The following is a 26100-nucleotide window of genomic DNA, read 5'->3' as shown; positions in this document are numbered from 1 at the left end:
CAGGACGCCGACAGCGTCAGCAGGTCGACGGCGTCACCGATGGCGAAGGATTATAGACTTGCTGCAGGTCGCGCCCTTCGCGAATATTGAACGATGCCGTTGACCGGATCGTCTGCGGTCCCAGCCAATTGCCATAAGCTAGCGATTTATATCGATAGGTGATCTCGACAAACATCACCGCTGTGCCAGCCGGCGCCGTGACTTCGGCCCCCTCAGGCCCCATTCCGGGAAAATCGGTCCCCGTAATCCCGGTTCCCTCCGGACCATATTCCGAGTCGACATCCATGTCGCCATAGCAACGCTGCCAGTGAATCCATTGCCCGTCATCGGCGTTGCGTTCGAGGCTGGACAGAATGATCCGGCCGTTGGGCTTGAAATCGAGCTCCGCCGCCTGAGCCTCGACTCCCGTGAACACCTCATTGATGTCGATTTCGCGAATCGAGGGCTGCGACAGGCTGCTTCCGAACGCGATGCGCGAGGCATTGTCGGCGGCGCTGAGCCCGATCTGACTAATCTTTGTATAGGTCAGGGTCAGATTGGCGATTTCGACGCCGGCGAATCCGATCAGGACAAAAAGGGGGATCACGAAGGCCATTTCGATGACGAGCGCGGCCCGGCAGTCGCGCCAAAAGCGCGTCATGACCATGCGAATGCGGTTGCAGTAGCGGCGGACAGTCATTTGCATTTCGCCGGGTTTGCGTCGGTGCCGGCACGATAGGGCTGGTTGCGCAGAACCGTCGCCTGCGTCAGCGTCGTCGATTGCGACTGGCCCAGCATCTTCCACACGGGCAAAACGCGTTTGAACTCCATCGACGCCGTATAGAGGACGACATCGTCGGCGCCGCCGTTGCCAGCCTTGCCGCGGTCGGCGTCCCAGCTACCGTTTCCGTTAATATCCTCGAAACATTCGCCGCTGTCATAGCTGTTGTTGCCGTTCTTGTCCTTAAACGGCTCGGGTTTTCCGACCTGGTCAAAGCTGTCATAGACTTTGCGCGTGAAGGTCACTGTGGCTTTCGCGAACACCTTCTGCACCTCTGCCCGAACCTTCGCGTCAAGTGCGCTCTGGCTTCCGGCATTCGATTCCAGCGTCGAATCGCGCGCCGCCTTGGCCACGGCCCCCTGCAGCACCTGCTTGGCATAAAATTGCCAGCTGAAATCAAATGCGCCCATCAACAGAAGCAGGAAGAGCGGAGCGGTCAGCGCGAACTCGACGGCCGCGAGGCCGCGTTGATTCCGACCGAGATCGTGCGCGCGATGAACCGCGCGATGAACAGGGCGGCGGATCATTGCGACAGCCTCAGGCGTGAAATCTGATCGGCGATCGACTGAAATATAGTCTTGAGCTTTTCGGCGCTCCCGGTCTGATAGGCCTTGCCCGGCGTCGCACATTGAGTGAGTTGACTGTTCAGCGTCACGCCAAAGCCGATCACCCAGATGGTGACCTTTGCATCATTGTCGCCGACCTGCATATTCTTTGCCTTCTCGCAAAGCTGCACGAAGCGGTTGTTGTGGCGCGCGACCGCATTGCTGTCGCTTGTCGCGCCGATGCGACCGCTCGACCGCTCTTCACCCTGATGCGAATAATTGTCCATTGGCGCGGTCATTTCGCCGTCGGTCATGAAGATGATGTGGCGGCTGATCGGACGATTGTTCGACGCCACCGCATTTTCGCCCGCGAAAAGCCCCGTGGGTGAGAGGAGGCGCGCGCCCCACGCCATGCCGGTGTCATGATAGGTATAGCCCTGCGGCTTCAGAGAAGCGATCTTGCTGGTGAATTCCGCCTTCCCCGCGTCATTCATCTCGGTCAGCTTCATCGCTGGCACCGGGCATGCAGCAGTATCGTCGCCGTCGTCCGCATTCTCGCCGAAGCTGTTTTTGTCCGACCCGGTCGATGGAGACGAAGAGCTGCGTGTAAAAGCGAAGTCGGGCAGGAACATTTTCCATTTGGTCGCGTCGTCCGACGTCGGCACCATGTCGATGTTCATGTCATAAGCCGCAGCCGGTGCGGTCGTTGTCGCATTGAAAGGCGTCGTAGCCCGCTCTATGATGCAGCCGTCCCAAGTGGCGGATTTATCCACCCCCTTGTCGCCCGTGTTGAATTTCAGCGTTCCGCCGCCTTTGCCTCCAGCAACGGGACGCGAGTCGTTCCTATATGTATAATCCTTGAACTTGTTATTTTTGTCGAAGTTCGGAAAACGCGTAGGCATATCCACCGAATCAGACAGCCACGCCGGGTTCGCCTTGTACAAAATCGCGCCGACATTGACGGTATTGCTGTAGGGCACCACACCGAAGCGCAGCTTGCCGTCACCGATTTCCGCCTTGGTCAGCGTATCGAAGAATACCATCGCCGCGTTGCGCAGCCCCACGATTTTCGAAACCGAATCGCCCGAATTGGTGCGCGACATCGACCCCGTGACGTCGAGCACCAGCATCACGTCGGTGTTGGAAATTTCCAGCTTGGCGGCGCAGGTCGCGCTCAGGTCGAATTTCTCGTTCCCAAAGATGAACATGATCGCGGTCGGCAGACGTGCGCTCGCGACTCCGGTCACGTCGCTCGTGCCGCTCGGTCTCGACGTGAAGCTCGCCGCCTGGCTGCCATAAATGCCATTGGGGAAATTGATGTTGAACATCTTGGTCGCTTCAGCCTTTTGCGGCGTGCCATAATCGCCGCCGGCCATCGCGCGGCGTCCGGCCAGCACGCCGGCATCGCACGCCTGCTGCAGGCGCAACTGTGCCATATAGCCGCGGCCGATATCGACGCTCGATCCCACGATGCCGAGGATCGGAAGAAGCGCAGCCGCCGTAATGATCAAGGCGTTGCCACTCTGGTCGTGCAATAATGTGCTGGCACCCGGCCGCAAGCGGCTGAATATGGTCCCTCGCATGGTCTGAACCCCTCTTGGCCCGTCACGCGGCCCACCCAGATGCATGACGGCTCGTCTCGCACTAGAACGAAACTGCTTACCAAATTGATAATCGCCCCGGCCCTGCCCCTTCGTCCGGAGGCTGCAGCACGACAAGAGGTGCGCGGCGAATCGCCTTCTGCTATCGCGGCGTCATGCCCGCGACCCCAGCCTGGCCACCCGCCAGCACACCCCGCCTGTTCATCGACCAGCCGCTTGCGGAAGGTTCAGCGCCCGCGATCGACGGACCAGCTGCGCATTATCTGCTCAACGTCATGCGACTGAAGGTCGGCGACCCGATCCTGCTGTTCGACAACCGCAGCGGCGAATGGCTGGCCGTCATCGCCGATGCCGGCAAGCGATCGCTGACGGCAACCCTTGAACGACAGATGCGCCCGCTGGAGCAGGTTCCCGACCTGTGGCTCTGCTTCGCCCCGGTCAAAAAGGCGCGGCTCGACTGGATCATCGAGAAAGCGACCGAACTCGGCATCGCGCGGCTGCAACCGGTCATTACCGAACGCACGATCGTCGAGCGGGTGAAGCGCGAGCGGCTGGAGGCGCAGATCATCGAAGCGTGCGAACAATGCGGGCGCACAGCGGTTCCCGATCTCGCCGAGCCGGTCAAGCTGCCCCAATTGCTGCGTGACTGGCCCATGGAGCGCGCGCTGCTGTTTGCCGACGAGGCCGGTGGCACGCCGATGGCGGCCCTCGATGTCCCTGCCCCCGCCGCGATCCTGACCGGCCCCGAAGGCGGCTTTACCGACCGCGAGCGCGCCTTGCTGCTCGATTGCCCCGCAACGCGGCGCATGACGCTGGGTCCGCGCATATTGCGCGCCGAAACCGCCGCCATCGCCGCCACCGGCCTGTGGATGGCGCAGCATGGTGATTGGGCGAGCCAAAGCTAAGTCACCGGCTAATAGGTCACCGGCTAAACTGTCCCGGTGTCGGACAGAAGCACCCTGGCTTTAACCGCCTGTTAGCCATGCCCGGTCCATAAGGACGCCATGCAGCGGCAGGACCAGCGCCGATACTGCTGTGGTGTGGGGACCAGTTTATGCAGTGCATGCGCGCGTTGATGATGCTCGCCTCGCTGGCGATGGCGCTTGTCGCCGCGCCAGCCGGCGCACAGACGACCACGACTTACAGCAACACGACGACGGGCGCGATCAACGCATCGACGCCCTGCACTGCGCCGCTCGTGCGCAATTTCAACGTCGCGGCGGGCTACATCGTCGGCGATGTCGATCTGGCGATGCTGGCGACGCACAGCTGGCGCGGCGACCTTCGCATCACGCTGCAATCGCCCGCAGGCACGCGCGTCCAGCTCGTGAACGGCGATACCGGAAGCGTGTCGGGCGACAATTACAACGTCCGGCTCGACGATGACGCGGCGCAGACGGTCAATACCGACGGCAACACCGCCAATCATTCGACCAGTGCGCCGCCATATCAAAACAGCTTTCGCCCCGATTCGCCGCTGTCGGCGTTCGATGGAGAGAATAGCGCGGGAACCTGGCGGCTGGAGATTTGCGACCAGTTTCCGTCGTCGGACAATGGCAGTTTCACGCGCGCCGATCTCTATCTCACCAGCCGCCCGGCCGCCTATGCAGACCTGTCGCTGAGCAAGAACGTCAGCAATGCGGCGCCCGCGCCGGGCGCGAGCATCAGCTATAGCCTGAGCGTCACCAATGCCAGCGCCTCGCCAAGCACCGCGACGGGCGTGACCGTGCTCGACGCGCTGCCCGCAGGGTTCAGCTTCGCCAGCGCATCGGGGTTTGGCTCCTACAACAGCGGCACCGGCGTGTGGACGGTGGGAAGCATTCCGCCGGGAACGACGCGGACACTGACGATCAGCGGCACCGTCGCCGCCTCATCGGGAGTGACGATCGTCAATGTCGCCGAAATCACGGCATCGTCGGTCGTCGATCTCGATTCGACGCCGGGCAATGGCGCTACGGGCGAGGATGATTATGCATCGGCCAGCTTCACCGTATCGGGAACGCGCGCCGCGGGAACGCCGCCCACGCTCATCTGCCCGGTTGGCATGACAGTGCACGACTGGGACAGTGTAAGCTGGACGGCGGGGACGACGAACGCAAGCTATTCGCTGACCGCGATCGGAACGATGAATATCGGCATCGCGATCAGCGGCGGATCCTTCCTCAGCAACGCGACCTATGGCGGCCAGTCGCCGACGCGGCAGAATGCCGTCACCGGCGGCTTCTCCCCCGCGCAATATTCGATTTTCGAGCTGGTCGATTTCACCAGCCAGACGGGGACCGTCACCTCGACGATCACGCTGCCGACGGCGGTTCCGGGTGCCCAGTTTCGCCTGTTCGATCTCGACTATTCCGCGGGCCAGTTCGCCGATCGCGTGACGGTCACCGGCAGCTATAATGGGGCGATCGTCACGCCGGTGCTAACCAATGGCGTTTCCAACTATGTCATCGGCAACAGCGCCTTTGGCGACGCTCTATCGGCCGACGGCAGCGCCGACGGCACCGTCGTCGTGACCTTTGCCGTGCCGATCGACAGCATTACCATCACCTATGGTAGCCACAGCCTTGCGCCGGCCAATCCCGGCCAGCAGGGCATGGCGATACACGACATCAGCTTTTGCCGCCCCGTCGCCAATCTGGCGGTCGCCAAGACGAGCAGCATTGTCAGCGATCCGGTGAATGGCACGACTAACCCCAAGGCGATTCCCGGTGCGACGATGCTTTACTGCATCCTCGTCACCAACAATGGCAGCGCGACAGCAACCGCGATCAACATCACCGATGCGCTGCCCGGGACGACGAGCTTCCTCCCCGGATCGCTGCGCAGCGGCACGAGTTGCGCGGGGGCGACGACGGTCGAGGATGACAATGCGAGCGGCGCCGATGAAAGCGATCCGTTCGGCGCATCGATCACCGGCACCACCCTGTCGGCAACGACGGCGACGCTGGCCCCGACGGGAACGATGGCGATCAGCTTCAACGCAACGATCAACTAGATGTATGGATTTCGGCGCCACGAATTGCAGGTAACGACGGCCCCGATTGCATTCTGTACCGAACCGTATAATGGCGCAATATGAGCACGCGCACCGCCTCGGACAGCAACGATCCCATCGTAGAAAGCCGCGACCATCTCGCGGCCCCCATGATCAAGGGCGAAAAGCCCAAGGACCGATGGCGCATCGGCACCGAGCACGAGAAATTCGTGTATCGCACCGCCGACCATCGCGCGCCCAGCTATGACGACCCCGGCGGCATTCACGATCTGTTGATGGCGCTCACGCGCTTCGGCTGGGAACCGGTGATCGAGGGCGGCAAGGTGATCGCACTCGCGGGCAGCGACGGCACCGTCAGCCTCGAACCCGCGGGCCAGCTCGAACTGTCGGGCGCGCCGGTTGAAAATCTCCATCAGACCTGCGCCGAAACCGGTCGCCATCTGAAACAGGTCAAGGAAGTCGGCGCCGAACTCGGGCTCGGTTTCCTGGGGCTCGGCATGTGGCCCGACAAGACGCGCGCCGAGCTGCCGATCATGCCCAAGGGCCGTTACAAGATCATGCTCGATCATATGCCGCGCGTCGGCACGATGGGGCTCGACATGATGCTGCGCACCTGCACGATCCAGACCAACCTCGATTATTCGAGCGAGGCCGATATGGTGCAGAAATTCCGCGTTTCGCTGGCGCTGCAACCGCTCGCGACCGCGCTCTTCGCTTCATCGCCGTTCACCGAGGGCAAGCCCAACGGCTTCATGTCGTACCGCAGCCACATCTGGACCGACACCGACCCCGCGCGCACCGGCATGCTGCCCTTCGTGTTCGAGGACGGCTTCGGATATGATCGTTATGTCGACTATATGCTCGACGTCCCCATGTATTTCGTCTTCCGCGACGGAAAATATATCGATGCGGCGGGACAGAGCTTCCGCGATTTCCTGAAGGGCGAACTGCCTGCCCTGCCGGGCGAAAAGCCCTATTTGTCCGACTGGAACGACCATCTCTCGACCGCCTTTCCCGAGGTCCGGCTGAAAAGCTTCCTCGAGATGCGCGGCGCCGACGGGGGCCCGTGGAACCGCATCTGCGCGCTGCCCGCCTTGTGGGTCGGCCTGCTTTACGATCAGGGCTCGCTCGACGCGGCATGGGATCTGGTCAAGAACTGGAGCATCGAGGAACAGCAGGCGCTCCGCGACGCGGTCCCCAGCGAAGGGCTTGACGCCCCCGCCCCCGGCGGCGGCACCGTCGGCGAACTCGCGCATCGCGTGCTCGATATCGCAGCAGCAGGCCTTGCCGCGCGCGCCGAGGTCAATTCGATGGGCGACAATGAGGTTGGTTTCCTCGAACCGCTGCGCCAGATCGTCAAGCGCGGGCGCTCACCCGCACATGATCTGCTCGACCGCTATGAAGGCGCGTGGGGCGGCGATCTTTCGAAAATCTACGACGAGCTCAGCTTCTAGGCGACCGGCCCGACCCGCTCGTCGGGTTCGAGCCGGATCAGCGGGCGCGCGCGTCCCGTCAGCCGGGCAAACAGGCGCGGGACGAAGGCATGATGCTGCGCCCAGTTCCAATAGGCCTGATAAGCGGGATCGGCGAGGAGGTGCTTCTCCTCGGTCTTCGCGCGCCAGTAATAGACTCCGCTGACCAGCGCGAGCAGCGCGCTGTTGCGCAGCCCCTCGACCCAGCCGCCAGAGGTGACGAGAAAGGGCATCGCCCCGACCCACCAGCTGAGATTTTTCGACACATAGGCCGGGTGCCGCGTGAAGGCATAGGGCCCGTGGGTGATGATGCCGCGGTGCGTCAGGTTCGAAAAGCGGATGCCGAACGCCATCGTCGCCCATGCATAGACCGCGATCAGCCCGACGAGAAGGATGGCCCAGAGGGTCATCAGCCCGTCATGCCCCTGCAGCCAATATCCCCAGTCAGCGCCGCCCACCTGATAGTCGAGCGGCCCGCCGCTCATCAGGATGAAGGGCGGATAGCAGATCAGCGCCGCGACCCATGCCATGCCATAAGGATTGGCGGTACGGATATGTGCGTCGAGCGGCTTCAGGGTCAGAATATAGCCGACGGTCGCGATATGGACGTCGATCAGATAGAGGAAATTGATCGCCCAGATCCCGGTCTTGTAGGGATTGGCGAGAATTTCGCTCATTGGCACGCTGACCAGCGCGGCAAAATTGCCGGGCACGATCGACAGCATGAAGGCGGTGAAAAACCCCTTCACCGCCCAGGCGCGAAAATGATGGGCCATCGCGCGGCTGTCGACCGGCTGGCCGGGCGCAATCAGCCAGCGGCCGAATTGATAGCATCCATCGCGCGGTTCGATCATCCGGCGGTCGAGCCACAGCATATAGGGCACCGACACGAGCAGCAGCCACGGCGCGACGGTTTCGAGCAGATTCATCGAAAAGGCATATTGGCCGAACCAGTAGAATCGCATCGTCGCATAGGCGAGCGCGATCAGGCCCCAGGTCGCCCACAGCCCGGCGAGCTTGGTCAGGCTAATATCGAGCGTCTCGCGCCACGGGCGGCGCTGCGCCCAGTCGATCCCGGTCGAGGGGTTGCGATGAACCTTGTCGACGAAAACCGACCACAGCACCATTGGAATCCCGCAGGCGAGAACGCTCGCGATCGCCGAATTCGGCCCGTTCATCGGTCCGCGGTCGCCCCAGTCGATGCCCAGCCAGCCCGCGATCTCGGGGGCATAGCGCGCGATCAGCAAATAGGCGGTCAGCCCCGCCAACCCGACAAGGCCCACCCCGGCACTGACCGCCGAACGCGGCCGCGCACGGTTGGCCGGCGGCGAATCGATGGCCGCTTCACCGGCTGGAGATTCTGCGATTTTGGTCATGCTTTCCACCCGCTTAGCCCTACCCAAAAAGGGTAAGCAAGCCGTCAATGATTTCGACCGATTCGCGCCGAAAATCCTGCAAAAATGGCAGTATTCTCATACTCTGCCACCGTTCACCGCGCGATGGTTTCGATTCGGCGCGAGTCGGGGGTCAGAGATTCGCGCCGCCGGGATGCCGCTGTTAAGGCGCCACCCAAGTCGGGGCGGAGGGCTCCATTAAAACATAAGACTGGGTCGTAACTTGTCTTCAAAAACCACGGGTCTGCGCCATTGGCGCGAGCGCTTTACGGCGCTGTTTCAGGACCATGAAATTTTTGTTCGCACGCACGGGCATGTCCGGTTTCTGCGTGTCAGCGCCGTCTGGCAAAAGCGCGTCGCGCTGATCGCCGGTCTGGTGCTGCTCGCCTGGGCGGGCACGATGCTGACTGTATTGGTCAATCAGCTCCTTCACGCCGACGAACGCGCCGAAGTCGCACAAAAGCAGGCCGCCGCCGCCGCCGCCGAACAGCGGATCGCCCAATATCGCGACCGCGTCGGCGAAGTCGCCGCCGATCTCGAGCAGCGTCAGGAACAGCTTGAGGAATGGTCGAAGATCCATTTCGGAGTCGAACCCGCAGCGGTGACCAACGAAGCCGGCGTGGCGCCTGCCGCCGGAGCCGAGGCGAAAGCCGCGAGCGCACCGCTCAAAACGAGCGCGCTGATCGACCCCAACCTGCCGCCTGAGGCGCAGATTTTGGCGCGGCTGGAAGCACAGCAGGAAAGCTTTGCCACCCGCTTGCTGACCGCCGTCAACGCCCGCGCCGCCAACGCCGAAGGCGCGGTCGCCAAGCTGGGCATGGACCCCACCGCACTCGTCCGCAATGCCGCGGCCGGCCGCGGTGGTCCCTTCATTCCCTATCGCGGCAAGATGGGCCATGCGCGCACGCTCGGCAAATCCTTCGCCGCGCTTGAAAGCGCCTTGTTCCGTATGGAAGTGCTCGAACGCACCCTCGTCGCGCTGCCTTCGGGCAAGCCCGCCGATGTACTGATGCTGTCGTCGAGCTATGGCTATCGCAGCGATCCCTTCACCGGTGCCGGCGCGATGCACGCGGGCCTCGACTTTCCGGGACCGATCGGCACCCCGATCCTCGCGGCCGCTCCGGGCAAGGTCGTTTATGTCGGCCAGAAGTCGGGTTATGGCAATGTAGTCGAGGTCGACCATGGTCAGGGGATAATGACCCGCTACGCCCATTTGTCGGGCTTTACCTCGCGGGTCGGCGCACAGGTCACCGCGGGCGAGCAGATCGCCAAAATGGGCTCGACCGGTCGCTCGACCGGCAGCCACCTGCATTTCGAAGTCCGTTTGAACGGCGTCGCGGTCAACCCGCGCCGCTTCCTGGAGGCCAAAGCCGATGTTCTCGAAGTCAAAGCCGACGCAAGACAGCGCGTCGGTTCCGTCGCCGCCGTCCGCGGTGCCCGCTAAGATGGCGACCGGCGCACGCCACACGACCTTTTCGATCCTGGGATCGGATGTCGTCGTCACCGGTCATGTCTCGGCCAGCGTCGACCTCCACGTCGACGGCAAGATCGAGGGCGACCTGAAATGCGCAAATCTGGTGCAGGGCGAAGCGAGCGAGATCAAGGGCGCGGTCGTCGCCGAAACCGCCAAGATCGCGGGACTCGTCGACGGGTCGATCGACGCCAAGACGCTGATCGTCCACGCGACCGCGCGGATCACGGGTGACGTTGCTTACGAAAATATCACGATCGAAAATGGCGGCAAGGTCGACGGCAAGCTCAGCCACCGCCGCCACGGCGCCGCAGTCGCCAAGGCCCCGCCGCCGCTGGAAGTCGTCGCGAACTAAGCGCGCCGCCGGACAGGAATGGAGAGCGGGCCAGCCGCTCTCCACTGGCAACCTCAACCCCTGACCGCATCCCGCCAATGGCGGTGCAGCCCCTCCACGTCGCCGCTGGTCAGCAGCGGCATCGCCGATTGCAGCTGCGCGTCAGTCCAGTCCCACCATTGCATCTCCAGCAACATCGCGATTCGTGCGTCGTCGAAACGCTTGCGGATGGGCCTGGCCGGATTGCCGCCAACGATGGCGTAGGGTTCGACATCGCGCGCGACGAGCGCCCGCGTCCCGATTACCGCACCGTGCCCGATGCGGACACCGGGCATGATCACCGCTTCCGAGCCGATCCAGACGTCGTTGCCGATCACCGTGTCGCCCGCCGCCTGAAATCCGTTGCGGGCCCCTTCGAACGCGGGAACATCGGGCATCCAGAAGAACGGGAAGGTGCTGACCCAGTCGTTCCGGTGCCCCTGATTGCCCGCCATGATGAAGGCCGCACCCGATCCGATCGAACAGAAGCTGCCGATGACAAGCTTGTCGGCGTCGGCGTCCGGGAGGATGAAGCGCGCACAATCGTCGAAACTATGGCCGTGATAATAGCCCGAATAATAGCTGTAGCGTCCGACATATATGTTGGGCTGGGTGACTTGCTTGTCGAGCGTGATGCCCTTGAACGGGCTTTCGAAATAATTGGTCATGATGAAGTTTCCGTACCGCCGGCCCGCACGGGGCCGGACAGGATCCAGGCATAATGGGGCTGAAAAGCGCGGAGGGTTTGCCGCGCTTTCTATGTTCCTCGCGTCAGAGGCGCGGGAACCCGATGCAGATGGTACATGGGGCAGACTTCATGGGCAGGTTCATGCCCCGGCGCTTGCCCAAAGGCAATATCCACGCGCGCGACGAAGCGGAAGCCGGCGTCAGCCGGTTCGCGGCCCGATCCACATCATCACGCTGATATGGTCGCCCAGCCCGACGCCTTCGGCTCTTTGAACCGCGACCTTGACTGGCAGCAAATAGGTGCCGTCGCGCGGAAAGAGCGAAGTCGTGAATTCGCTTTCTCCAACCTTCGCGACGACCGGGACCACGCCCCAGCCATAGCTCGCCGACAGCGCGGCATAGCGGATCTCGCCGACATGATCGTCGGGGATGCGGGCAAAGAGAAAGGGCGCGGGGCCGCGCCATTCGATGATTTCGGCGACAAAGGCGATGCGCGTCGTCAACTGCGCGGCGCCTGCCGCCGATAGCTCAGCGCTTCGGCGACATGGATGCGCCCGACCGCTTCGGCGCCCGCAAGATCGGCAATCGTCCGTGCCACCCGCAAGATACGCGTATAGCCGCGCGCCGAGAGCCGCATCGCTTCGGCCGCCTGCGCGAGCAGCTTGCGGCCCGGCTCGTCAGGGGCCGCGACCGCCTCCATCAGCTCGCCGTCGATCTCGGCGTTGGTGCGCGCCTTGTGATCGGCGTAGCGCGCGGTCTGGAGATCGCGGGCGGCAGCGACGCGCGCCGCGACCTCGGCGCTCCCTTCGGCGGGCGGCGGCAGGACGAGGTCGGCGGCGCTGACCGCCTGCACCTCGACGTGCAGGTCGATGCGATCGAGCAGCGGGCCCGACAGCTTCGCCTGATAATCGGCGGCACAGCGCGGTGCACGGCTGCACGCGAGCGCGGCGTCGCCAAGATGACCGCAGCGGCACGGGTTCATCGCCGCGATCAGTTGAACGCGCGCGGGGAAAGTGACATGGGCATTGGCCCGCGCGACGCTGACCTCGCCCGTTTCGAGCGGCTGGCGCAGCGAATCGAGCACGCCGCGCTGAAACTCCGGAAGCTCGTCGAGGAAGAGTACGCCCAGATGCGCGAGGCTGACCTCGCCGGGGCGGACGCGCAGCCCGCCGCCGACGAGCGCAGGCATCGACGCCGAATGATGCGGGTTGCGGAACGGCCGTGCGCGGACAAGCCGCCCGCCCTCGAGCTTCCCCGCAACCGAGGCGATCATCGAGACCTCCAGCGCCTCAGATGGCGTGAGGTCGGGCAAAATGCCGGGAAGGCACGCCGCCATCAGCGATTTGCCCGCACCGGGTGGTCCGGCCATCAGCAGATTATGCCCGCCGGCAGCGGCGATTTCGAGCGCGCGCTTGGCCGTCTCCTGCCCCTTCACTTGCGCCAGGTCGACGCTGCGCGGCGGCACTTCGACCACGCCCGGCACCGGCGGCGCGAGCAAGGCGGTGCCCTTGAAATGATTGAGCAGTGAGAGAAGGTCGGGCGCGGCAAGCACCTCGACATTGCCCGCCCACGCGGCCTCGGGTCCCTGCGCGACGGGGCAGACGAGCCCGCGATCCTGACTGCCCGCGTGGATCGCGGCGAGCAGAACCCCCGGCGACGAGGCGACGCGGCCGTCGAGGCCGAGTTCGCCGACGACCACATAGGAGCCCAGCGTTTCGGGATCGACGACGCCCATCGCGCCGAGCAACGCGAGCGCAATCGGCAGGTCGTAATGCGAACCCTCCTTGGGAAGGTCGGCGGGCGAGAGGTTGACGGTGATGATCTTGGGCGGAAGCGACAGGCCGATCGCGGCGATTGCGGCGCGGACGCGCTCGCGGCTTTCGCCGACCGCCTTGTCGGGCAGGCCGACGATGACGAAGCGCGGCAGGCCCGGCGTGACCTGACACTGCACCTCGACCCCGCGGGCTTCGAGCCCGAGATAGGCGACGGTGGAAACGATCGCGACCATGACATCCCCCGAGCGGCACGCGATGTGCCCGCTTTGTTCCCCGTGCCTTTTTAGGCGAAGCGACGGGAAGGTCGAGTCTTTTCGCAACTTGCCGTCCTTCGCCTGCGCCGTGGTTAGCCAGGGTGATTTGACAACATACCAACTGGTCGGTATGTAGATGGACATGAACCCGAATCAGTCCTCCACCGGCGCCACGCCCTCCGCCGCCAGCGCGCCGCCTTCGGGCCGCGCGGCGCGGGGAAGTGCGCGGGCAGCGCTGATCGCGGCGGCGCATCAGACGGTGCGCAAACAGGGCTATGCCGCAACGACGGTCGACCAGATTTGCGCGGCGGCGGGGGTCACCAAGGGCGCCTTCTTCCATCATTTCGCGTCGAAAGAGGCGCTGGCGATCGCAGCGGCCGAGGCGTGGACCGAGCGCGCGCGGCCGATGTTCGCAATGCCGCCACACACGAAGCTCGACGATCCGCTCGACCGGTTGCTCGGCCATATCGATTTCCGCTTTGCGATGCTCGACGGACCGGTCGAGGAATTCACCTGCTTCGTCGGCACGATGGTGCAGGAAGCCTTTGCGACGAGCGAGGCGATCCGGCTGGCGTGCGAGGCGAGCATCAGCGCCTATTGCGACGCGCTGACCCCCGATATCGAGGCGGCCATGGCGCGCCACGGTTCGCCCGAGGACGTCTCTGCGCTGGGCCTTGCGCAACATATCCAGTCGGTTTTGCAGGGAAGCTTCATTCTGGCGAAAACGACGAACGATCCGGCGATTGCGCGGGAAAGCGTCACCCATTTGAAGCGTTATGTGCGGATGCTGTTCGGCAGGCGAGACGCCGCATGACACGCCCCGCCCCCAACCCGGATGTCCGTAGCGATACGGACAAAACCACCCCGGCGGATCGAACCCGCCACGACTAAGCCGGAGCGCCGCGACACGACGCCCGGACAATTTTGAGGAGAGAAAAAATGCCCCAGATGATTTTCATCAACCTGCCCGTCACCGACCTGGACAAGTCGAAGGCCTTTTACGAAGCGGTCGGCGCGGTGAACAACCCGGCCTTCACCGACGAAACCGCCGCCTGCATGGTGGTCGCCGAAGGGTCGATCCACGTCATGCTGCTGACCCACGAAAAATGGGCGACCTTTACGTCGAAAGCGATTCCCGACGCGCACACCACGGCGCAGGTCCTGCTTTGCGTATCGGCCGACAGCCGCGACGCGGTCGACGGACAGGTCGACAAGGCGGTCACGGCCGGCGGCAAGGCCGACCCGACCCCGACGCAGGACTTCGGCTTCATGTATGGCCGCAGCTTCGAGGATCCCGATGGCCATATCTGGGAAGTGATGTGGATGGACCCCGCCGCCATCCCCGCTGGCGAACCCGCCGAAGCGGCGGCCTGACCCAAGCATAAGGGAGGAGGAAGACATGACCGACGCAGTGCCCGCCAAGGGTCAGGTGATCGCAGGCTATGTTTTGAGCGGCCTTGTGATCCTCTTCCTCCTCTTCGATGCCGGGCTCAAGCTCGTCGCGCCCGAGGTCGCGATCAAATATACGCCGCCCGGCCTTGGATGGCCGCTGGACGTGCCGACGATGACGATGCTCGCGGTCCTGCTGTTGATCCCGACTTTGCTGTATATCTGGCCCCGCACGAGCATCCTCGGCGCGATCCTGATCACCGGCTATCTCGGCGGCGCAATCGCGACCCATGTCCGCATCGGCAGCCCGCTGTTCAGCCACTGTCTGTTCGGCGTCTACCTGGGCCTGATGCTTTGGGGCGGGCTGTGGCTACGCGACCCCCGGGTCCGCGCGCTGATCCCGCTTCGGACAGGAGCAAGCGCATGAGCTTTCAGGCCTATATCGACAATGTCGAGGCGAAGACCGGCAAATCGGCGGAGGCGCTGAGGGCCATCGCAATCGACAAGGGCTTCGCCGACGAAGCCGGCCTGGCACCCGGCATAAAGGCCGGGGCGATCATCGACTGGCTGAAGGCCGATTACGACCTCGGCCACGGCCACGCGATGTCGATCGTCGCGTGGATCAAAGGGAAGAGGAACTGATCATGTTCGCCCGAACGAAAGCCGAGCCCGAAATTACCGCCTACCGATCGGTGCCGGATTTCGCTTGCGGCCGCATCAAGGACATCCGCGTCCGCTGGGCGCTCGACGAAATCGGCCAGCCCTATCTCACACGGCTGATCGGCGGCATTTTCGAGGACAAGGCACAGGCCTATCTTGCCGATCAGCCGTTCGGGCAGGTTCCGGTCTATAAGGAGGGTGATCTGACCCTGTTCGAAACGGGGTCGATCCTGATCCACGTCGGCGAAGCCGACGAGCGCCTGTTGCCGCGTGATCCGAAAGGCCGCGGGCGCGCGATCAGCTGGATGATCGCCGCGCTCAACAGCGTCGAACCGATGATCCAGACGCTGGTCGTGCTGACCGTGAAGGGACAGGGCACCGACTGGCTCGCCGGTGCCATCGACGCGGCGAGACCCTTTGCCGAGCAGCGATTGGCGCGACTGTCGCAGGCGCTCGGCGACCGCGACTGGCTGGAAGAGCATTTTTCGATCGGCGACATCGTGATGGTCGATGTGCTCCGCAACGCAAATCCGGAGTTGCTGGCGCCACATCCCAATCTGACCGCCTATGTCGCGCGCGGCAAAGCCCGCCCGGCCTTTCAGAGCGCCATGACGGCGCACCTGGCCGACTGCGCTGTCGGCGAACCGCTGCCTGCCTGAACCGCCAACCGAGGAGACACCGCCATGCCCGTGAACCCCGACAGCAAACTCGAAGTCACCGCTTTCGACTGGGTGCCCGATTTCGCGCGCGGCCATGTCCGCGACCTCCGCCCGCGCTGGGCGTGCGAGGAAATCGGCCTCGATTATTCCGAGCATCTGATCAGCGCGATCAATCGCCCCGCCGACCATTTCCTGTTCCAGCCATGGGGACAGGTTCCCGTGCTCAACGACGATGGCGTCCGCCTGTTCGAAAGCGGCGCGATCCTGCTCCATCTCGCCGAAAAGGATGCGCGGTTGATGCCGCGCGATGCGCAGGGCCGCGCGAGTGTGCTGGCGTGGATCTTTGCCGCCTATAACAGCGTCGAGCCGATGCTGTTCGAACTGAACAATGTCGATATTTTCGCCCGGGACGAGGAATGGGCGAAATTGCGCCGCCCCAGCCTGATCGAATTCATTGAGGGCCGGCTGGGCCGGCTTAACGATGCGATGGGCGACAAAGATTATCTGGTCGGCGACTTCAGCGCCGCCGACATTGCGATGGCGTCGGTGCTGCGCGAAGCCGTCGACGCCGGGTTGATCGCCGGGCAGCCGCGATTGCAGGCCTATCTGGACCGCTGCCTTGCACGTCCGGCGTTCCAGAAAGCGTTGGCGGCCCAGCTGGCCGCCTTCAGCGAAGAAGCGGGTCCACCCGCCGCATAAGTGGGGGTTTGGGGCGGGCCCGCGCATCTGGCGCGGAATTTGCCCACCCCGCTGCGACTAGGGAGCAAGCTCCCAAGTCTCACTGCCCCTCCCGCTTGCGGGAGGGGGTAAGGATGAGGAGAGAGACGATGACCTATGTAGAAGGATTTGTGGTCGCGGTGCCGACCGCCAACAAGGAAGCCTATCGCAAGCATGCCGCCGACGCCGCGCATCTGTTCAAGGAATTCGGCGTGGCGCGCATGGTCGAATGCTGGGGCGACGACGTCCCCGACGGCAAGGTCAATGATTTCAAGGGCGCGGTGCAGGCGAAGGACGACGAAACCGTCGTGTTCAGCTGGTTCGAATATCCCGACAGGGCGACCCGCGACGCCGCGAACGCAAAAATGATGAGCGACCCGCGCATGGCTGAGATGGGCGGAGATATGCCCTTCGACGGCAAGCGGATGATCATCGGCGGTTTCGATTCGATCATCGACGATCGGGCGGCGGGTTCGACCGGCTATGTCGACGGTTATGTCGTGCCCGTCCCCGAGGGCAATAAGGAAGCTTATCGCGCGCTCTCGCAAAAGGCGTCCGAGGTGTTCCGCGACTATGGCGCGACCCGCGTCGTCGAGGCGTGGGCCGACGATGTCCCCGACGGCAAGGTCACCGACTATAGCCGCGCCGCGCACAAGAAGGATGGCGAGGCCATCGTCTACAGCTGGGTCGAGTGGCCGGACAAGGACGCGCGCACCAAGGGTTGGGAAAAGATGATGACCGACGAGCGGATGAAGCATGATCCCGACGACACGCCGTTCGACGGCACGCGGATGATCTATGGCGGCTTCGCCCCAATCGTCGAAGCCTGATCGCGGAGTTCGTTCGATGGCGGACATGCATCGGACCGAAAGGCGCACCGCGTCGTGCCAATGCGGCGCGGTGACGCTGGAGCTGGCGGGAAAGCCGATCGCCGCCGCGACCTGTTACTGCCACAGTTGCCAGCAGGCCGGAGCAGCGTTCCACGCGCTGCCCGGCGCCCCGGGCGTGCTCGATGCTGACGGCGGGACCGCCTATATCCTCGTCCGCAAGGATCGCATCCGCTGGCTGTCGGGATCGGACCGGCTGGCCGAACAGCGGCTGACCCCCGATGCGCCGACGCGGCGTTTCCTGTCGCGCTGTTGCAACTCGCCCATGGGTCTGGAGTTTAACAAGGGACATTGGCTGAGCGTCTATTCGGGGCGCATCGCCGCCGAAGACCGCCCGCCGGTCGAGATGCGGACGATGGTCAGGGACCGGCGCGAAGGCGCCCCGTTGCCCGATGATGTGCCCAATTATCAGCGGCATTCGGGCAAGTTCATGTGGCGGTTGCTGACGGCATGGGCCGCGATGGGTTTTCGCGCGCCGCCGGTCGAAGCGACGAAGGGATATCAGCGATGAGCAAGACCATCCCCAAGACAGACGAGCGCGTCGAAATGCACAATGTGATGAGCCCCGGCCATGTCGTGCGCGTCGACAAGGCCAAATATGACGCGATGAAAGATGCGATGCTGGCGGTCATGCCCGCGGCCGAACCCGGGATGACGGTCGCCGAAGTCAAGGCGGGCGTGCTGCCCTTGCTGCCCGACGGCCTTTTCCCCGGCGGCGCCAAGGCGGGATGGTGGCTGAAGGGCGTCCAGCTCGACCTGGAGGCAAAGGGCGTGATCGCCCGCGAGAATAGCAAGCCGTTGCGGCTGCACCGGCTATAACCACGCCGCCCGATGCGGCGAAGGAGACGGAATATGGAACATCTGTCCTTCCCCAATGAAAGCGCCGCCTATCGCGCGGCGCGGATCGAATTGCTGAACGACGAGATTGCGCTGCGCCGCCAGATCGAGGCGGTCGCGGCGAAGCGCCGCGCGCTGCCGCCGGGCGGCGAAGTGACCGAAGATTATACGTTCGAGCGCATCGGGGCGCATCAGCGGCGCGAGCCGGTGAAGCTGTCCGAATTGTTCGGCGATCGCCCCAGCATCATCCTCTACAGCTTTATGTTCGGGGCCGACCGCGACACGCCCTGCACCGGCTGCACCCATCTGCTCGACGCGATCGACGGCAGCGCGCGGCACGTCGGCCAGCGCGCGCCGCTCTATATCGTCGCCAAATCGCCGATCGCGCGGCTGGAGGCGTGGGCACGCGAACGGCGCTGGCCGCACCTGACGTTTCTGTCCGACGGCGAGGGCCGCTATTCCGCCGATTATTATGGCGACACGCGCCGCCTGACCGACGCCAAACGCGCCGAGCGCGGGATGAAGCCGGGCGAGAATTGGGACGAGACGATCTTCAACGTCTTTCACCGGCCGGACGGCCGCGTGCGCCATGTCTGGGCCAGCGAGATGGCCTATGGCCCCGAGGACCCCGGCCAGCACCACCGCGCCGGCGACCTCGTCGATCCCCTGTGGGGGCTGCTCGATATGACGCCCGAGGGACGCGGCGACTGGTTTCCCAGCCTGACCTACTAAACCAGACCATCGAGGAGAGAGACGATGACCAAGCCAGCCAATTTCATCTGGTACGAACTGATGACCAGCGACCCCGCGGGCGCCGCGGCCTTTTACGGCGCCGTCACCGGCTGGACGATATCGAGCCAGCCCGACCCGCAGGCCGGCGACATGGATTACCGCATGATCGGACGCAGCGACGGCGGCAATGCCGGCGGGGTGCTGGCGCTGAACGCCGATATGCTCGCGGGCGGGGCGCGGCCCGGGTGGCTCGGCTATCTCGAGGTCGCCGATGTCGACGCGAGCATCGCGGCGATCGAGGCCGACGGCGGCGCCCTGCACATGCCCGCGGCCGACCTGCCCGTCGGGCGGATCGCCATGGTTTCCGATCCGCAGGGCGCGCCTTTCTATATCATGGACCCCATCCCGCCTGCGGGCATGGAAAAGAGCGAAAGCGACGTTTTTTCGGTGACCGAGGCGCAGCGCGTGCGCTGGAACGAACTGGCGACCAGCGACACCGATGCGGCGATCGCCTTCTATAAAAAGCATTTCGGCTGGGGGCAGGAAGGCGAAATGGATATGGGCGAAATGGGCGCCTATCGCTTTATCCAGCGTGGCGAAGTCGGGCTCGGCGCAGTGATGCCGCTGATGGAAGGCTATCCGGTGCCGACGTGGAATTTCTATATCGGCGTCGACGATATCGACCGCGCGCACGCCGCGATCACCGCCAATGGCGGCACGGTCACCAACGAACCGATGGAAATTCCGGGCGGCGAATTTGCGATGAACGCGATCGATCCGCAGGGCGCGCATTTCGGCCTCGTCGGACCGCGCAAAGGCTGAAGCGAAAACGAAGGAGAAGGATGATGACCAAAGCAACCCTCTGCCTCTGGTATGACAACGACGCCGAGGGAGCGGCGAACTTCTATGCCGCGACCTTTCCCGACAGCCATGTCGGCGACTCGCACCGCGCGCCCGCCGACAATCCCAGCAGCCCCGAAGGCGCCGTGTTGACGGTCGATTTCACCGTGCTGGGCTTTCCGTGCATCGGGCTCAACGGCGGAACGGCTTTCCAGCACAGCGAGGCTTTTTCGTTCCAGATCGACACCCGCGATCAGGAAGAAACCGACCGTTACTGGAACGCGATCGTCGGCAATGGCGGGCAGGAAAGCATGTGCGGCTGGTGCAAGGATAAATGGGGGATTTCGTGGCAGATCACCCCGCGCGCGCTGACCGACGTGATGACAAGCGGTGACAAGGCCGCCGCCAAGCGCGCGTTCGAGGCGATGATGACGATGAAAAAGATCGACGTCGCCGTCATCGAGGCCGCGATCCGGGGCGACGAAGTTGGCGCGGCATAGGCCTGCGCTCGGCTGGATGTTCCAACGCAAGGAAACGCATTAATGTTGATTTATTATGGCCACCCTTTTTCGTCCTACAGCTGGAAGGGGCAGATCGCGCTTTATGAAAAGGGGCTCGATTTTGAATATCGCAACGTCGACCCCGAATTTCCGGCGCATGCGCAGCAATTGCAGGCGCTGTGGCCGGTGGCCAAATTTCCGCTGCTCGTCGACGGCGACCGGACATGGTTCGAGACCTCGATCATCGTCGAATATCTCGACCGCGTGCAGCCCGAACCGCGGATGATCCCCGAGGACGCCGATGCCGCGCTGAAAGTGCGGCAGATGGACCGCGTCTTCGACCTTCATGTGATGGCAGTGATGCAGGAAATTGTGAACGACCGCATCCGCGGCCCCGAAGGCCATGCGCCGATGATCGTCGAGAAGGCAAAGGCCGGGCTCGACACGATTTACGCGTGGCTGGACAAGGAGCTGGCCGGCGACGGCTGGGCGACCCCTGCGGGCTTTACGCTGGCCGATTGCGCGGCGGCGCCGTCGCTTTTCTACGCCGACTGGGTGCACGAGATTCCGGCGCATTTCGAGAATCTGCGCGCCTATCGCGCCCGCCTGCTCGCGCGGCCGTCGGTCGCGCGCGCGGTCGATGGCGGGCGGCGCTATCGCAGCTATTTCCCCGGCGGCGCCCCCGACCGAGATTGATCGGGAAAGGCCCCCGCCCAACAGAGTTAATATCCCGCTGACCGTGCCGCTTGACCTGTTGGTAGGCGCGCACGCGCAAGGACAGGGGCATGATCGCACCGGTCGCCCTTGTCCGCACCTTGCTCGTCGCGCTTTGCGCGGCGGCACTGGTGTTCGCGCCGGCGCATGCGCAGCAGATGGTGGTCGTCACCACAACCGTCAGCTGGACCTATGAAGACACCGACGGCGACACGGGCGCCGACGACGATCACGCGATCGACGAAGATGCCGCGCTGCTCGATGACGAAACGCTGGCGGATGCGGCGCTGACGGACGAAACACCCGGTACGACGCGCCGCTATGCGCCCCACGCCGCGCTCGCCACCCTCGGCCATGCTCAGGCCCGTTACGGCCCCTTTTCGGTGGTCAACGGCCAGACCGCGCGCATGGCGGGCGATGTCGACGGCCGGACGCCGCGTCAGTTTGCTGCGATGCTCGCCGCCCATCCCGGGATCAAGCGGCTGGAAATGCTCGATTGCCCCGGCAGCCTCGATGAAGCGGCAAATCTGATCCTCGCCCGCGCGATTCGCCGGGCGGGCATGGAAACCGTCGTGCCAAGCGGCGGGTCGGTGCGATCGGGCGCGGTCGAATTGTGGCTCGCCGGGGTCCGGCGCAGCGCTGCCCCCGATGCCGAATTCGGCGTCCATAGCTGGGCCGACGAAACCGGCCGTGAGGCGAACGACTATCCGGCGAGCGACCCGGTCCATGCCGAATATCTGAGCTATTATCGCGAAATGGGGATGCCCGACGCCAAGGCGCACGCCTTTTATGCGCTGACCAACAGCACCCCGTTCGATCAGGTGCGCTATCTGACGCGCGAGGATATGGCGCGGTTTGTCACGCTGAACTGACCCCGCGGCTTGCGGTTGCAACCGCCGCCCCCGCTCCCCACATCGACCCCTATGGCGAAGCTCGGCCTCTACCAGCGTTTGCGGTCGACCGCGCAGGTCCGCCTGGCGCTGTTCATCCTTGGCGTGGCGCTGATGATACTGGCGCCGATTGTCGGCATATTGCCCGGTCCGGGCTTCATCATCCTGTTTCCGATCGGACTGATGCTGTGCCTGCAGAACAGCGCATGGGCGAAGCGCATCTATGTGCGTTTCAAATGGCGCCATCCGCGCTATGCTGACTGGACCGACCGCGTGATGCAACGGGCCAGCGCGGCCCGGCGGCGGGCGAAGGCCAAATTGACGAAGCCGGAACCCCGCGATGACGATTGATCGCCGGATGCGATCGGGGGCGATTGACTTTGCGCCGACTCTCGCTTATCCGCGCCTTCATCAGTGGCCGCCCACGTTTGGCGGCCCTTTTCTGTTACAGCCTTTGACGAGATTTAGGGATAACCGCGATGAAGCGCACCTTTCAACCGAGCAACCTCGTACGCGCCCGTCGCCACGGTTTCCGCGCCCGCAAAGCCACCGTTGGCGGCCGCAAGGTTCTGGCCAACCGCCGCGCCCAGGGCCGCAAGAAGCTGTCGGCCTGACACTTCTGCGTGCGCAAGCGATGTCGCTGCGCACCCTTAGCAAACGTAGCGAGTTTCTGGCCGCGAATCGCGGCCTTCGCTTTCCCATGCCCGGCTTCGTCCTGCTCGTCCGCCCACGCGGCGACAGCGATGAAACGCTGGGCGTCGGCTATACCGTCAGCAAAAAAGTCGGCAATGCGGTCACCCGCAACCGGATGAAGCGCCGGTTTCGCGAACTCGCGCGCGCGGCCATGCCCGGTTCGGGCATTTCAGGCGCCGACCTGGTGCTGATCGGCCGCCCCGGGGGCAATGACATGCTTTTTGCCGACCTGAGCGAGCATCTCGATTCGGCGCTGAAACGCGCTGCAAAGAAACTCACGAAACCGTCATGATCGCCTCTCCGCAACGATTCTCGAGTGAAGTTGCGCAGTTTTCCGCCGTTTCCCGTTTTCGTCACACCGGATTTGATCAGGGGTCGTTTGCTGCAACGGCGCTGTGGACCCCGGATCAAGTCCGGGGTGACGATGATATGAAACACAGAGAAAAAACATCGATCGCGAGTGAAGTTCGGCGGTTTTCCGGGCTTTCCCGGTGATTGCGAAACTGATGATCCTGATCGCGCGCGGCTGGCAAATCGGCCCCTCGCGCATTCTTCCGCCCAGCTGCCGCTATTCCCCCTCGTGCAGCGCCTATGCGATCACCGCCCTCCAGCGCTACGGCGCGATCAAGGGTGGCTGGATCGCGACAAAGCGGCTATTGCGCTGCCATCCTTGGGGCGGCCACGGCCATGACCCGGTGCCTTAGGGTCTGTTGACCCCACCGGCATCACCCCCGACATCAAGACGAAGAGAGACCGAAGAGCGTGGACGACAAACGTAATCTGATCGCGGCAATCCTGTTGTCGGTAGCCATCCTCCTCGGCTGGAACTTCGTCGCCGAGAAATTTTTTCCGACCCCCGACAAACCCGATGTGACCACCACGGTCGCAGGGTCGGACGGCGCGGCAACCGCCGCCGCCAATCCGGCGCTGCCCGGCGCCCTGCCGGCGCCCGGAACCCCCGGCGCGCCCGCATCGCAGGTGATCCGCCCGGTCGAAGCCGTGCTTGCGGCGGGCCAGCGCATCGCGATCGAAACCCCCAAGCTCGAAGGATCGATCAACCTTGTCGGCGCGCGCGTCGACGACGTCACGCTGACCAAATATCGCCAGACGATCGAGAAGGATTCGCCGCCGGTCCGCCTCTTCTCGCCCGCAGGCACGAAGGGCGCCTATTTCGCGACCCTCGGCTGGTCGGCGCAGGGCTTTGCCGTTCCCGATGCCAGCACCGTCTGGACCGCGACCGGCACGAAGCTGACCCCGACGACCCCGGTGACGCTGAGCTGGGCCAACACCACCGGCCAGAGCTTTCGCATCGAATATAGCATCGACAGTGATTATCTGATCACTGCGAAGCAGACGATCGCCAACCGGGGCGCGGCCCCGGTCGCGGTCCGCAGCGGCACCTATATCGACCGCACCGGCAAGCCGACCGATCCGCACGAGCAGGATAGCTGGACGATCCACGTCGGCCCGACGGGCTATCTCGACGGCAAATCCAATTTCACCAATTATGACGAGCTCGTCGAAGCGCCGAACAAAACGGTGTCCTATGGCGCGGCCGGCTGGCTGGGCTTTACCGACAAATATTGGCTCGCCGCGGTCGTTCCGGCCAAGGGCGAAAAAGTGTCGGCGGCGTTCAACGCGCTTCCCGGCGACAGCTATCGCGCCGCCTTTGCGCGCGATCTGGCCGAAGTCGCCCCGGGCAAGCAGCTGACGACGACCAGCCGCATCTTTGCCGGTGCCAAGGAAGTCAGCACCCTGTCGCATTATCAGGACGATCAGGGCATCACCCGCCTGTCGAACGCGATCGACTGGGGCTGGTTCGAATTTTTCGAAGTGCCGATCTTCAAACTGCTCGACTGGCTGTTCAAGCAGGTCGGCAACTTCGGCTTTGCGATCATGGCGCTGACCCTGATCATCCGCCTCCTCATGTTCCCGATCGCCCAGCGCCAGTTCCATTCGATGGCGCAGATGCGCGTCGTCCAGCCCAAGATGAAGGTGCTGCAGGACCGGTACAAGGACGACAAGCCGAAGATGCAGCAGGAGCTGATGAAGCTCTATAAGGATGAAAAGATCAATCCGCTGGCGGGCTGTCTGCCGATCGTGATCCAGATTCCGATCTTCTATGCGCTGTACAAGGTGCTGATGCTGACGATCGAAATGCGGCACCAGCCGTTCATCCTGTGGATCAGGGATCTGTCGGCGCAGGATCCGGCGATGATCCTGAACCTCTTCGGCCTGCTGCCCTTCACCCCGCCGTCGCTGCTGAGCATCGGCATCCTCGCGGTGATTCTGGGCGTGACCATGTATCTGCAGTTCCGCCTGAACCCCGCCCCGGCCGATCCGGTGCAGGCGCAGGTGTTCAAGATCATGCCGTGGATCTTCATGTTCGTGATGGCACCGTTCGCCGCCGGCCTGCTGCTCTACTGGATCACCAACAATATCCTGTCGATCGGCCAGCAGCAGTGGATGTACCGCAAGTTCCCGGCGTTGAAGGCGGCGCCCGCGAAATGAGCGAAGAAACCATCGAACCTGGCGCCGATCCCGAACGGGCGGAGCGGGCGCGCAAGCTGTTTTCAGGACCGATTACGTTCCTGAAATCGGCGCCGGCGCTGGAGCATCTTCCGGCGCCGAGCATGCCCGAGATCGCCTTTGCCGGGCGCTCGAACGTCGGCAAGTCGTCGCTTCTCAACGCGCTGACCAACCGCAACAGCCTCGCGCGCACCTCGGTAACGCCGGGGCGGACGCAGGAACTCAACTATTTCGACGTCGGCGAACCGCTGGTTTTCCGCCTCGTCGACATGCCCGGCTATGGCTTTGCCAAGGCGCCCAAGGATGTCGTCAAGAAATGGCGCTATCTGATCAACGACTATTTGCGCGGGCGCGCGGTGCTCAAACGCACCCTTGTGCTGATCGATAGCCGTCACGGGATGAAGGATGTCGATCGCGAATTTCTGGAAATGCTCGATGTTGCGGCGGTGAGCTATCGCATCGTCCTGACCAAGGCCGACAAGATCAAGGCGAGCGAACTCGCCGCCATTCAGGCCGCGACCGAAGCCGAAGCCCGCAAGCACCCCGCCGCGCACCCGCAGGTGATCGCGACGAGCAGCGAAAAGGGCCTCGGGATCGCCGAACTGCGCACTGCAGTGCTGGAGGCGGTGGAAATCTAAAGAGCCCTTCACTTGACTCATTGACCGTTCGTGTCGAGCGTAGTCGAGACACCCATCGGCGCAGCGCAAGGTCGAAAGGCATCTCGAC

General features: G+C 63.9%; 32 protein-coding genes. 25 read left to right on the top strand and 7 right to left on the bottom strand.

Going from position 1 to position 26100, the window contains the following annotated elements; genetic code table 11:
* Positions 1 to 16: 16 nt before the first annotated feature.
* The 3 genes from ACSYDV_RS15930 to ACSYDV_RS15920 are packed head-to-tail and all read right to left on the bottom strand — an operon-like array spanning position 17 to position 2888.
* Complete coding sequence (locus tag ACSYDV_RS15930; RefSeq protein WP_438324781.1) at positions 17 to 679, bottom strand: TadE/TadG family type IV pilus assembly protein; 663 nt, start codon at positions 677 to 679, stop codon at positions 17 to 19.
* Positions 676 to 1287 carry a TadE/TadG family type IV pilus assembly protein gene (locus tag ACSYDV_RS15925; protein ID WP_438324780.1) on the bottom strand — a complete coding sequence of 204 codons (612 nt, stop codon included), beginning with the start codon at positions 1285 to 1287 and terminating at the stop codon, positions 676 to 678. The genes ACSYDV_RS15930 and ACSYDV_RS15925 overlap by 4 nt, the downstream gene beginning before the upstream one ends.
* Entirely contained in the window at positions 1284 to 2888 is a 1605-nt protein-coding gene (locus ACSYDV_RS15920; protein ID WP_438324779.1) for a TadE/TadG family type IV pilus assembly protein, read from the bottom strand. Before ACSYDV_RS15920 ends, ACSYDV_RS15925 begins: the two co-directional genes overlap by 4 nt.
* A gap of 173 nt (positions 2889 to 3061) precedes the next feature.
* Between ACSYDV_RS15920 and ACSYDV_RS15915 the strand changes: the two genes are divergently transcribed.
* The 3 genes from ACSYDV_RS15915 (at position 3062) to ACSYDV_RS15905 (ending at position 7355) form a co-directional block, all read left to right on the top strand.
* Entirely contained in the window at positions 3062 to 3811 is a 750-nt protein-coding gene (locus ACSYDV_RS15915) for a 16S rRNA (uracil(1498)-N(3))-methyltransferase (protein ID WP_438324778.1), read from the top strand.
* A 149-nt stretch (positions 3812 to 3960) separates the two neighbouring features.
* Entirely contained in the window at positions 3961 to 5901 is a 1941-nt protein-coding gene (locus tag ACSYDV_RS15910) for a proprotein convertase P-domain-containing protein (RefSeq protein WP_438324777.1), read from the top strand.
* 80 nt (positions 5902 to 5981) lie between these two features.
* Entirely contained in the window at positions 5982 to 7355 is a 1374-nt protein-coding gene (locus tag ACSYDV_RS15905) for a glutamate--cysteine ligase (protein WP_438324776.1), read from the top strand.
* Here the strand turns inward: ACSYDV_RS15905 and ACSYDV_RS15900 are convergent.
* Positions 7352 to 8749, bottom strand: coding sequence for a methyltransferase family protein (locus tag ACSYDV_RS15900; RefSeq protein ID WP_438324775.1), 1398 nt, complete (start codon positions 8747 to 8749; stop codon positions 7352 to 7354). The genes ACSYDV_RS15905 and ACSYDV_RS15900 overlap by 4 nt on opposite strands.
* Before the next feature lie 241 nt (positions 8750 to 8990).
* Here ACSYDV_RS15900 and ACSYDV_RS15895 point away from each other — a divergent pair, with 241 nt between their 5' ends.
* Together ACSYDV_RS15895 and ACSYDV_RS15890 are read left to right on the top strand one after the other, a co-directional pair.
* Complete coding sequence (locus ACSYDV_RS15895) at positions 8991 to 10211, top strand: M23 family metallopeptidase (RefSeq protein ID WP_438324774.1); 1221 nt, start codon at positions 8991 to 8993, stop codon at positions 10209 to 10211.
* A gap of 1 nt (position 10212) precedes the next feature.
* Complete coding sequence (locus ACSYDV_RS15890) at positions 10213 to 10593, top strand: bactofilin family protein (protein WP_438324773.1); 381 nt, start codon at positions 10213 to 10215, stop codon at positions 10591 to 10593.
* A gap of 53 nt (positions 10594 to 10646) precedes the next feature.
* On the opposite strand, the gene catB is transcribed toward ACSYDV_RS15890, so the two are convergent.
* From catB to ACSYDV_RS15875, 3 genes are all read right to left on the bottom strand, one after another.
* Entirely contained in the window at positions 10647 to 11279 is a 633-nt protein-coding gene (catB, locus tag ACSYDV_RS15885; protein WP_438324772.1) for a type B chloramphenicol O-acetyltransferase, read from the bottom strand.
* Positions 11280 to 11498: 219 nt separating this feature from the next.
* Complete coding sequence (locus ACSYDV_RS15880) at positions 11499 to 11801, bottom strand: DUF1905 domain-containing protein (RefSeq protein ID WP_438324771.1); 303 nt, start codon at positions 11799 to 11801, stop codon at positions 11499 to 11501.
* The gene (locus ACSYDV_RS15875; RefSeq protein ID WP_438324770.1) at positions 11798 to 13306 is read right to left on the bottom strand and encodes a YifB family Mg chelatase-like AAA ATPase; all 1509 of its coding nucleotides are present in this window, start codon (positions 13304 to 13306) and stop codon (positions 11798 to 11800) included. The genes ACSYDV_RS15880 and ACSYDV_RS15875 overlap by 4 nt, the downstream gene beginning before the upstream one ends.
* Before the next feature lie 163 nt (positions 13307 to 13469).
* On the opposite strand from ACSYDV_RS15875, the gene ACSYDV_RS15870 reads away from it, so the two are divergent.
* The 20 genes from ACSYDV_RS15870 to yihA all read left to right on the top strand — a co-directional run bounded on the left by ACSYDV_RS15870 (position 13470) and on the right by yihA (position 26012).
* Positions 13470 to 14141, top strand: coding sequence for a TetR/AcrR family transcriptional regulator (locus ACSYDV_RS15870; RefSeq protein ID WP_438324769.1), 672 nt, complete (start codon positions 13470 to 13472; stop codon positions 14139 to 14141).
* A gap of 125 nt (positions 14142 to 14266) precedes the next feature.
* A complete protein-coding gene (locus tag ACSYDV_RS15865; protein WP_438324768.1) occupies positions 14267 to 14701 on the top strand; it encodes a VOC family protein in 435 nt (144 codons plus the stop codon).
* A 25-nt stretch (positions 14702 to 14726) separates the two neighbouring features.
* The gene (locus ACSYDV_RS15860) at positions 14727 to 15143 is read left to right on the top strand and encodes a DoxX family protein (RefSeq protein WP_438324767.1); all 417 of its coding nucleotides are present in this window, start codon (positions 14727 to 14729) and stop codon (positions 15141 to 15143) included.
* Positions 15140 to 15358: a DUF4287 domain-containing protein gene (locus tag ACSYDV_RS15855; RefSeq protein WP_438324766.1), complete on the top strand. Its 219-nt coding sequence runs from the start codon at positions 15140 to 15142 to the stop codon at positions 15356 to 15358. The genes ACSYDV_RS15860 and ACSYDV_RS15855 overlap by 4 nt, the downstream gene beginning before the upstream one ends.
* Before the next feature lie 2 nt (positions 15359 to 15360).
* Complete coding sequence (locus ACSYDV_RS15850) at positions 15361 to 16035, top strand: glutathione S-transferase family protein (RefSeq protein WP_438324765.1); 675 nt, start codon at positions 15361 to 15363, stop codon at positions 16033 to 16035.
* A gap of 24 nt (positions 16036 to 16059) precedes the next feature.
* Positions 16060 to 16734 carry a glutathione S-transferase family protein gene (locus tag ACSYDV_RS15845; RefSeq protein WP_438324764.1) on the top strand — a complete coding sequence of 225 codons (675 nt, stop codon included), beginning with the start codon at positions 16060 to 16062 and terminating at the stop codon, positions 16732 to 16734.
* A gap of 128 nt (positions 16735 to 16862) precedes the next feature.
* The gene (locus ACSYDV_RS15840; protein WP_438324763.1) at positions 16863 to 17582 is read left to right on the top strand and encodes a DUF1428 domain-containing protein; all 720 of its coding nucleotides are present in this window, start codon (positions 16863 to 16865) and stop codon (positions 17580 to 17582) included.
* A 16-nt stretch (positions 17583 to 17598) separates the two neighbouring features.
* Positions 17599 to 18150, top strand: coding sequence for a GFA family protein (locus tag ACSYDV_RS15835; protein ID WP_438324762.1), 552 nt, complete (start codon positions 17599 to 17601; stop codon positions 18148 to 18150).
* The gene (locus tag ACSYDV_RS15830) at positions 18147 to 18458 is read left to right on the top strand and encodes a DUF6958 family protein (protein ID WP_438324761.1); all 312 of its coding nucleotides are present in this window, start codon (positions 18147 to 18149) and stop codon (positions 18456 to 18458) included. The genes ACSYDV_RS15835 and ACSYDV_RS15830 overlap by 4 nt, the downstream gene beginning before the upstream one ends.
* 33 nt (positions 18459 to 18491) lie before the next feature.
* On the top strand, positions 18492 to 19208 hold the full coding sequence (locus ACSYDV_RS15825; protein ID WP_438324760.1) for a DUF899 family protein: 717 nt from the start codon (positions 18492 to 18494) through the stop codon (positions 19206 to 19208).
* Positions 19209 to 19232: 24 nt separating this feature from the next.
* Positions 19233 to 20030, top strand: a complete 798-nt coding sequence (locus ACSYDV_RS15820) for a VOC family protein (RefSeq protein WP_438324759.1) — start codon at positions 19233 to 19235, stop codon at positions 20028 to 20030.
* 20 nt (positions 20031 to 20050) lie between these two features.
* Positions 20051 to 20548, top strand: coding sequence for a VOC family protein (locus ACSYDV_RS15815; protein ID WP_438324758.1), 498 nt, complete (start codon positions 20051 to 20053; stop codon positions 20546 to 20548).
* A 42-nt stretch (positions 20549 to 20590) separates the two neighbouring features.
* Positions 20591 to 21244, top strand: a complete 654-nt coding sequence (locus tag ACSYDV_RS15810) for a glutathione S-transferase family protein (protein ID WP_438324757.1) — start codon at positions 20591 to 20593, stop codon at positions 21242 to 21244.
* Between the two features lie 89 nt (positions 21245 to 21333).
* Positions 21334 to 22134: an alpha/beta hydrolase gene (locus ACSYDV_RS15805; protein ID WP_438324756.1), complete on the top strand. Its 801-nt coding sequence runs from the start codon at positions 21334 to 21336 to the stop codon at positions 22132 to 22134.
* Between the two features lie 51 nt (positions 22135 to 22185).
* Positions 22186 to 22503: a hypothetical protein gene (locus tag ACSYDV_RS15800; protein ID WP_438324755.1), complete on the top strand. Its 318-nt coding sequence runs from the start codon at positions 22186 to 22188 to the stop codon at positions 22501 to 22503.
* A 128-nt stretch (positions 22504 to 22631) separates the two neighbouring features.
* The gene (gene rpmH / locus ACSYDV_RS15795) at positions 22632 to 22766 is read left to right on the top strand and encodes a 50S ribosomal protein L34 (RefSeq protein WP_037517054.1); all 135 of its coding nucleotides are present in this window, start codon (positions 22632 to 22634) and stop codon (positions 22764 to 22766) included.
* 20 nt (positions 22767 to 22786) lie between these two features.
* Positions 22787 to 23137 (top strand): ribonuclease P protein component, encoded by a 351-nt coding sequence (gene rnpA / locus ACSYDV_RS15790; protein ID WP_438324754.1) that lies wholly within the window; start codon positions 22787 to 22789, stop codon positions 23135 to 23137.
* A 199-nt stretch (positions 23138 to 23336) separates the two neighbouring features.
* Positions 23337 to 23549 (top strand): membrane protein insertion efficiency factor YidD, encoded by a 213-nt coding sequence (gene yidD, locus ACSYDV_RS15785; RefSeq protein ID WP_438324753.1) that lies wholly within the window; start codon positions 23337 to 23339, stop codon positions 23547 to 23549.
* 58 nt (positions 23550 to 23607) lie between these two features.
* Positions 23608 to 25356 (top strand): membrane protein insertase YidC, encoded by a 1749-nt coding sequence (gene yidC, locus ACSYDV_RS15780; protein ID WP_438324752.1) that lies wholly within the window; start codon positions 23608 to 23610, stop codon positions 25354 to 25356.
* On the top strand, positions 25353 to 26012 hold the full coding sequence (gene yihA / locus ACSYDV_RS15775; RefSeq protein WP_438324751.1) for a ribosome biogenesis GTP-binding protein YihA/YsxC: 660 nt from the start codon (positions 25353 to 25355) through the stop codon (positions 26010 to 26012). Before yidC ends, yihA begins: the two co-directional genes overlap by 4 nt.
* Positions 26013 to 26100: the final 88 nt, after the last annotated feature.

The sequence above is a fragment of the Sphingopyxis selenitireducens genome, assembly GCF_051550705.1.
Classification (GTDB): Bacteria; Pseudomonadota; Alphaproteobacteria; order Sphingomonadales; family Sphingomonadaceae; genus Sphingopyxis.
The sequence above is the reverse complement of the archived record's forward strand: the minus strand, read 5'-3'. Positions and strand labels throughout refer to the sequence as shown.

Bases quoted from the DNA above. Each gene is read 5' to 3' on its own strand.
- ACSYDV_RS15930 (WP_438324781.1), bottom strand. From the start codon at position 679: ATGACTGTCCGCCGCTACTGCAACCGCATTCGCATGGTCATGACGCGC.
- ACSYDV_RS15925 (WP_438324780.1), bottom strand. From the start codon at position 1,287: ATGATCCGCCGCCCTGTTCATCGCGCGGTTCATCGCGCGCACGATCTC.
- ACSYDV_RS15920 (WP_438324779.1), bottom strand. From the start codon at position 2,888: ATGCGAGGGACCATATTCAGCCGCTTGCGGCCGGGTGCCAGCACATTA.
- ACSYDV_RS15915 (WP_438324778.1), top strand. From the start codon at position 3,062: ATGCCCGCGACCCCAGCCTGGCCACCCGCCAGCACACCCCGCCTGTTC.
- ACSYDV_RS15910 (WP_438324777.1), top strand. From the start codon at position 3,961: ATGCAGTGCATGCGCGCGTTGATGATGCTCGCCTCGCTGGCGATGGCG.
- ACSYDV_RS15905 (WP_438324776.1), top strand. From the start codon at position 5,982: ATGAGCACGCGCACCGCCTCGGACAGCAACGATCCCATCGTAGAAAGC.
- ACSYDV_RS15900 (WP_438324775.1), bottom strand. From the start codon at position 8,749: ATGACCAAAATCGCAGAATCTCCAGCCGGTGAAGCGGCCATCGATTCG.
- ACSYDV_RS15890 (WP_438324773.1), top strand. From the start codon at position 10,213: ATGGCGACCGGCGCACGCCACACGACCTTTTCGATCCTGGGATCGGAT.
- catB (WP_438324772.1), bottom strand. From the start codon at position 11,279: ATGACCAATTATTTCGAAAGCCCGTTCAAGGGCATCACGCTCGACAAG.
- ACSYDV_RS15875 (WP_438324770.1), bottom strand. From the start codon at position 13,306: ATGGTCGCGATCGTTTCCACCGTCGCCTATCTCGGGCTCGAAGCCCGC.
- ACSYDV_RS15870 (WP_438324769.1), top strand. From the start codon at position 13,470: ATGAACCCGAATCAGTCCTCCACCGGCGCCACGCCCTCCGCCGCCAGC.
- ACSYDV_RS15865 (WP_438324768.1), top strand. From the start codon at position 14,267: ATGCCCCAGATGATTTTCATCAACCTGCCCGTCACCGACCTGGACAAG.
- ACSYDV_RS15860 (WP_438324767.1), top strand. From the start codon at position 14,727: ATGACCGACGCAGTGCCCGCCAAGGGTCAGGTGATCGCAGGCTATGTT.
- ACSYDV_RS15855 (WP_438324766.1), top strand. From the start codon at position 15,140: ATGAGCTTTCAGGCCTATATCGACAATGTCGAGGCGAAGACCGGCAAA.
- ACSYDV_RS15850 (WP_438324765.1), top strand. From the start codon at position 15,361: ATGTTCGCCCGAACGAAAGCCGAGCCCGAAATTACCGCCTACCGATCG.
- ACSYDV_RS15845 (WP_438324764.1), top strand. From the start codon at position 16,060: ATGCCCGTGAACCCCGACAGCAAACTCGAAGTCACCGCTTTCGACTGG.
- ACSYDV_RS15840 (WP_438324763.1), top strand. From the start codon at position 16,863: ATGACCTATGTAGAAGGATTTGTGGTCGCGGTGCCGACCGCCAACAAG.
- ACSYDV_RS15835 (WP_438324762.1), top strand. From the start codon at position 17,599: ATGGCGGACATGCATCGGACCGAAAGGCGCACCGCGTCGTGCCAATGC.
- ACSYDV_RS15830 (WP_438324761.1), top strand. From the start codon at position 18,147: ATGAGCAAGACCATCCCCAAGACAGACGAGCGCGTCGAAATGCACAAT.
- ACSYDV_RS15825 (WP_438324760.1), top strand. From the start codon at position 18,492: ATGGAACATCTGTCCTTCCCCAATGAAAGCGCCGCCTATCGCGCGGCG.
- ACSYDV_RS15820 (WP_438324759.1), top strand. From the start codon at position 19,233: ATGACCAAGCCAGCCAATTTCATCTGGTACGAACTGATGACCAGCGAC.
- ACSYDV_RS15815 (WP_438324758.1), top strand. From the start codon at position 20,051: ATGATGACCAAAGCAACCCTCTGCCTCTGGTATGACAACGACGCCGAG.
- ACSYDV_RS15810 (WP_438324757.1), top strand. From the start codon at position 20,591: ATGTTGATTTATTATGGCCACCCTTTTTCGTCCTACAGCTGGAAGGGG.
- ACSYDV_RS15805 (WP_438324756.1), top strand. From the start codon at position 21,334: ATGATCGCACCGGTCGCCCTTGTCCGCACCTTGCTCGTCGCGCTTTGC.
- ACSYDV_RS15800 (WP_438324755.1), top strand. From the start codon at position 22,186: ATGGCGAAGCTCGGCCTCTACCAGCGTTTGCGGTCGACCGCGCAGGTC.
- rpmH (WP_037517054.1), top strand. From the start codon at position 22,632: ATGAAGCGCACCTTTCAACCGAGCAACCTCGTACGCGCCCGTCGCCAC.
- rnpA (WP_438324754.1), top strand. From the start codon at position 22,787: ATGTCGCTGCGCACCCTTAGCAAACGTAGCGAGTTTCTGGCCGCGAAT.
- yihA (WP_438324751.1), top strand. From the start codon at position 25,353: ATGAGCGAAGAAACCATCGAACCTGGCGCCGATCCCGAACGGGCGGAG.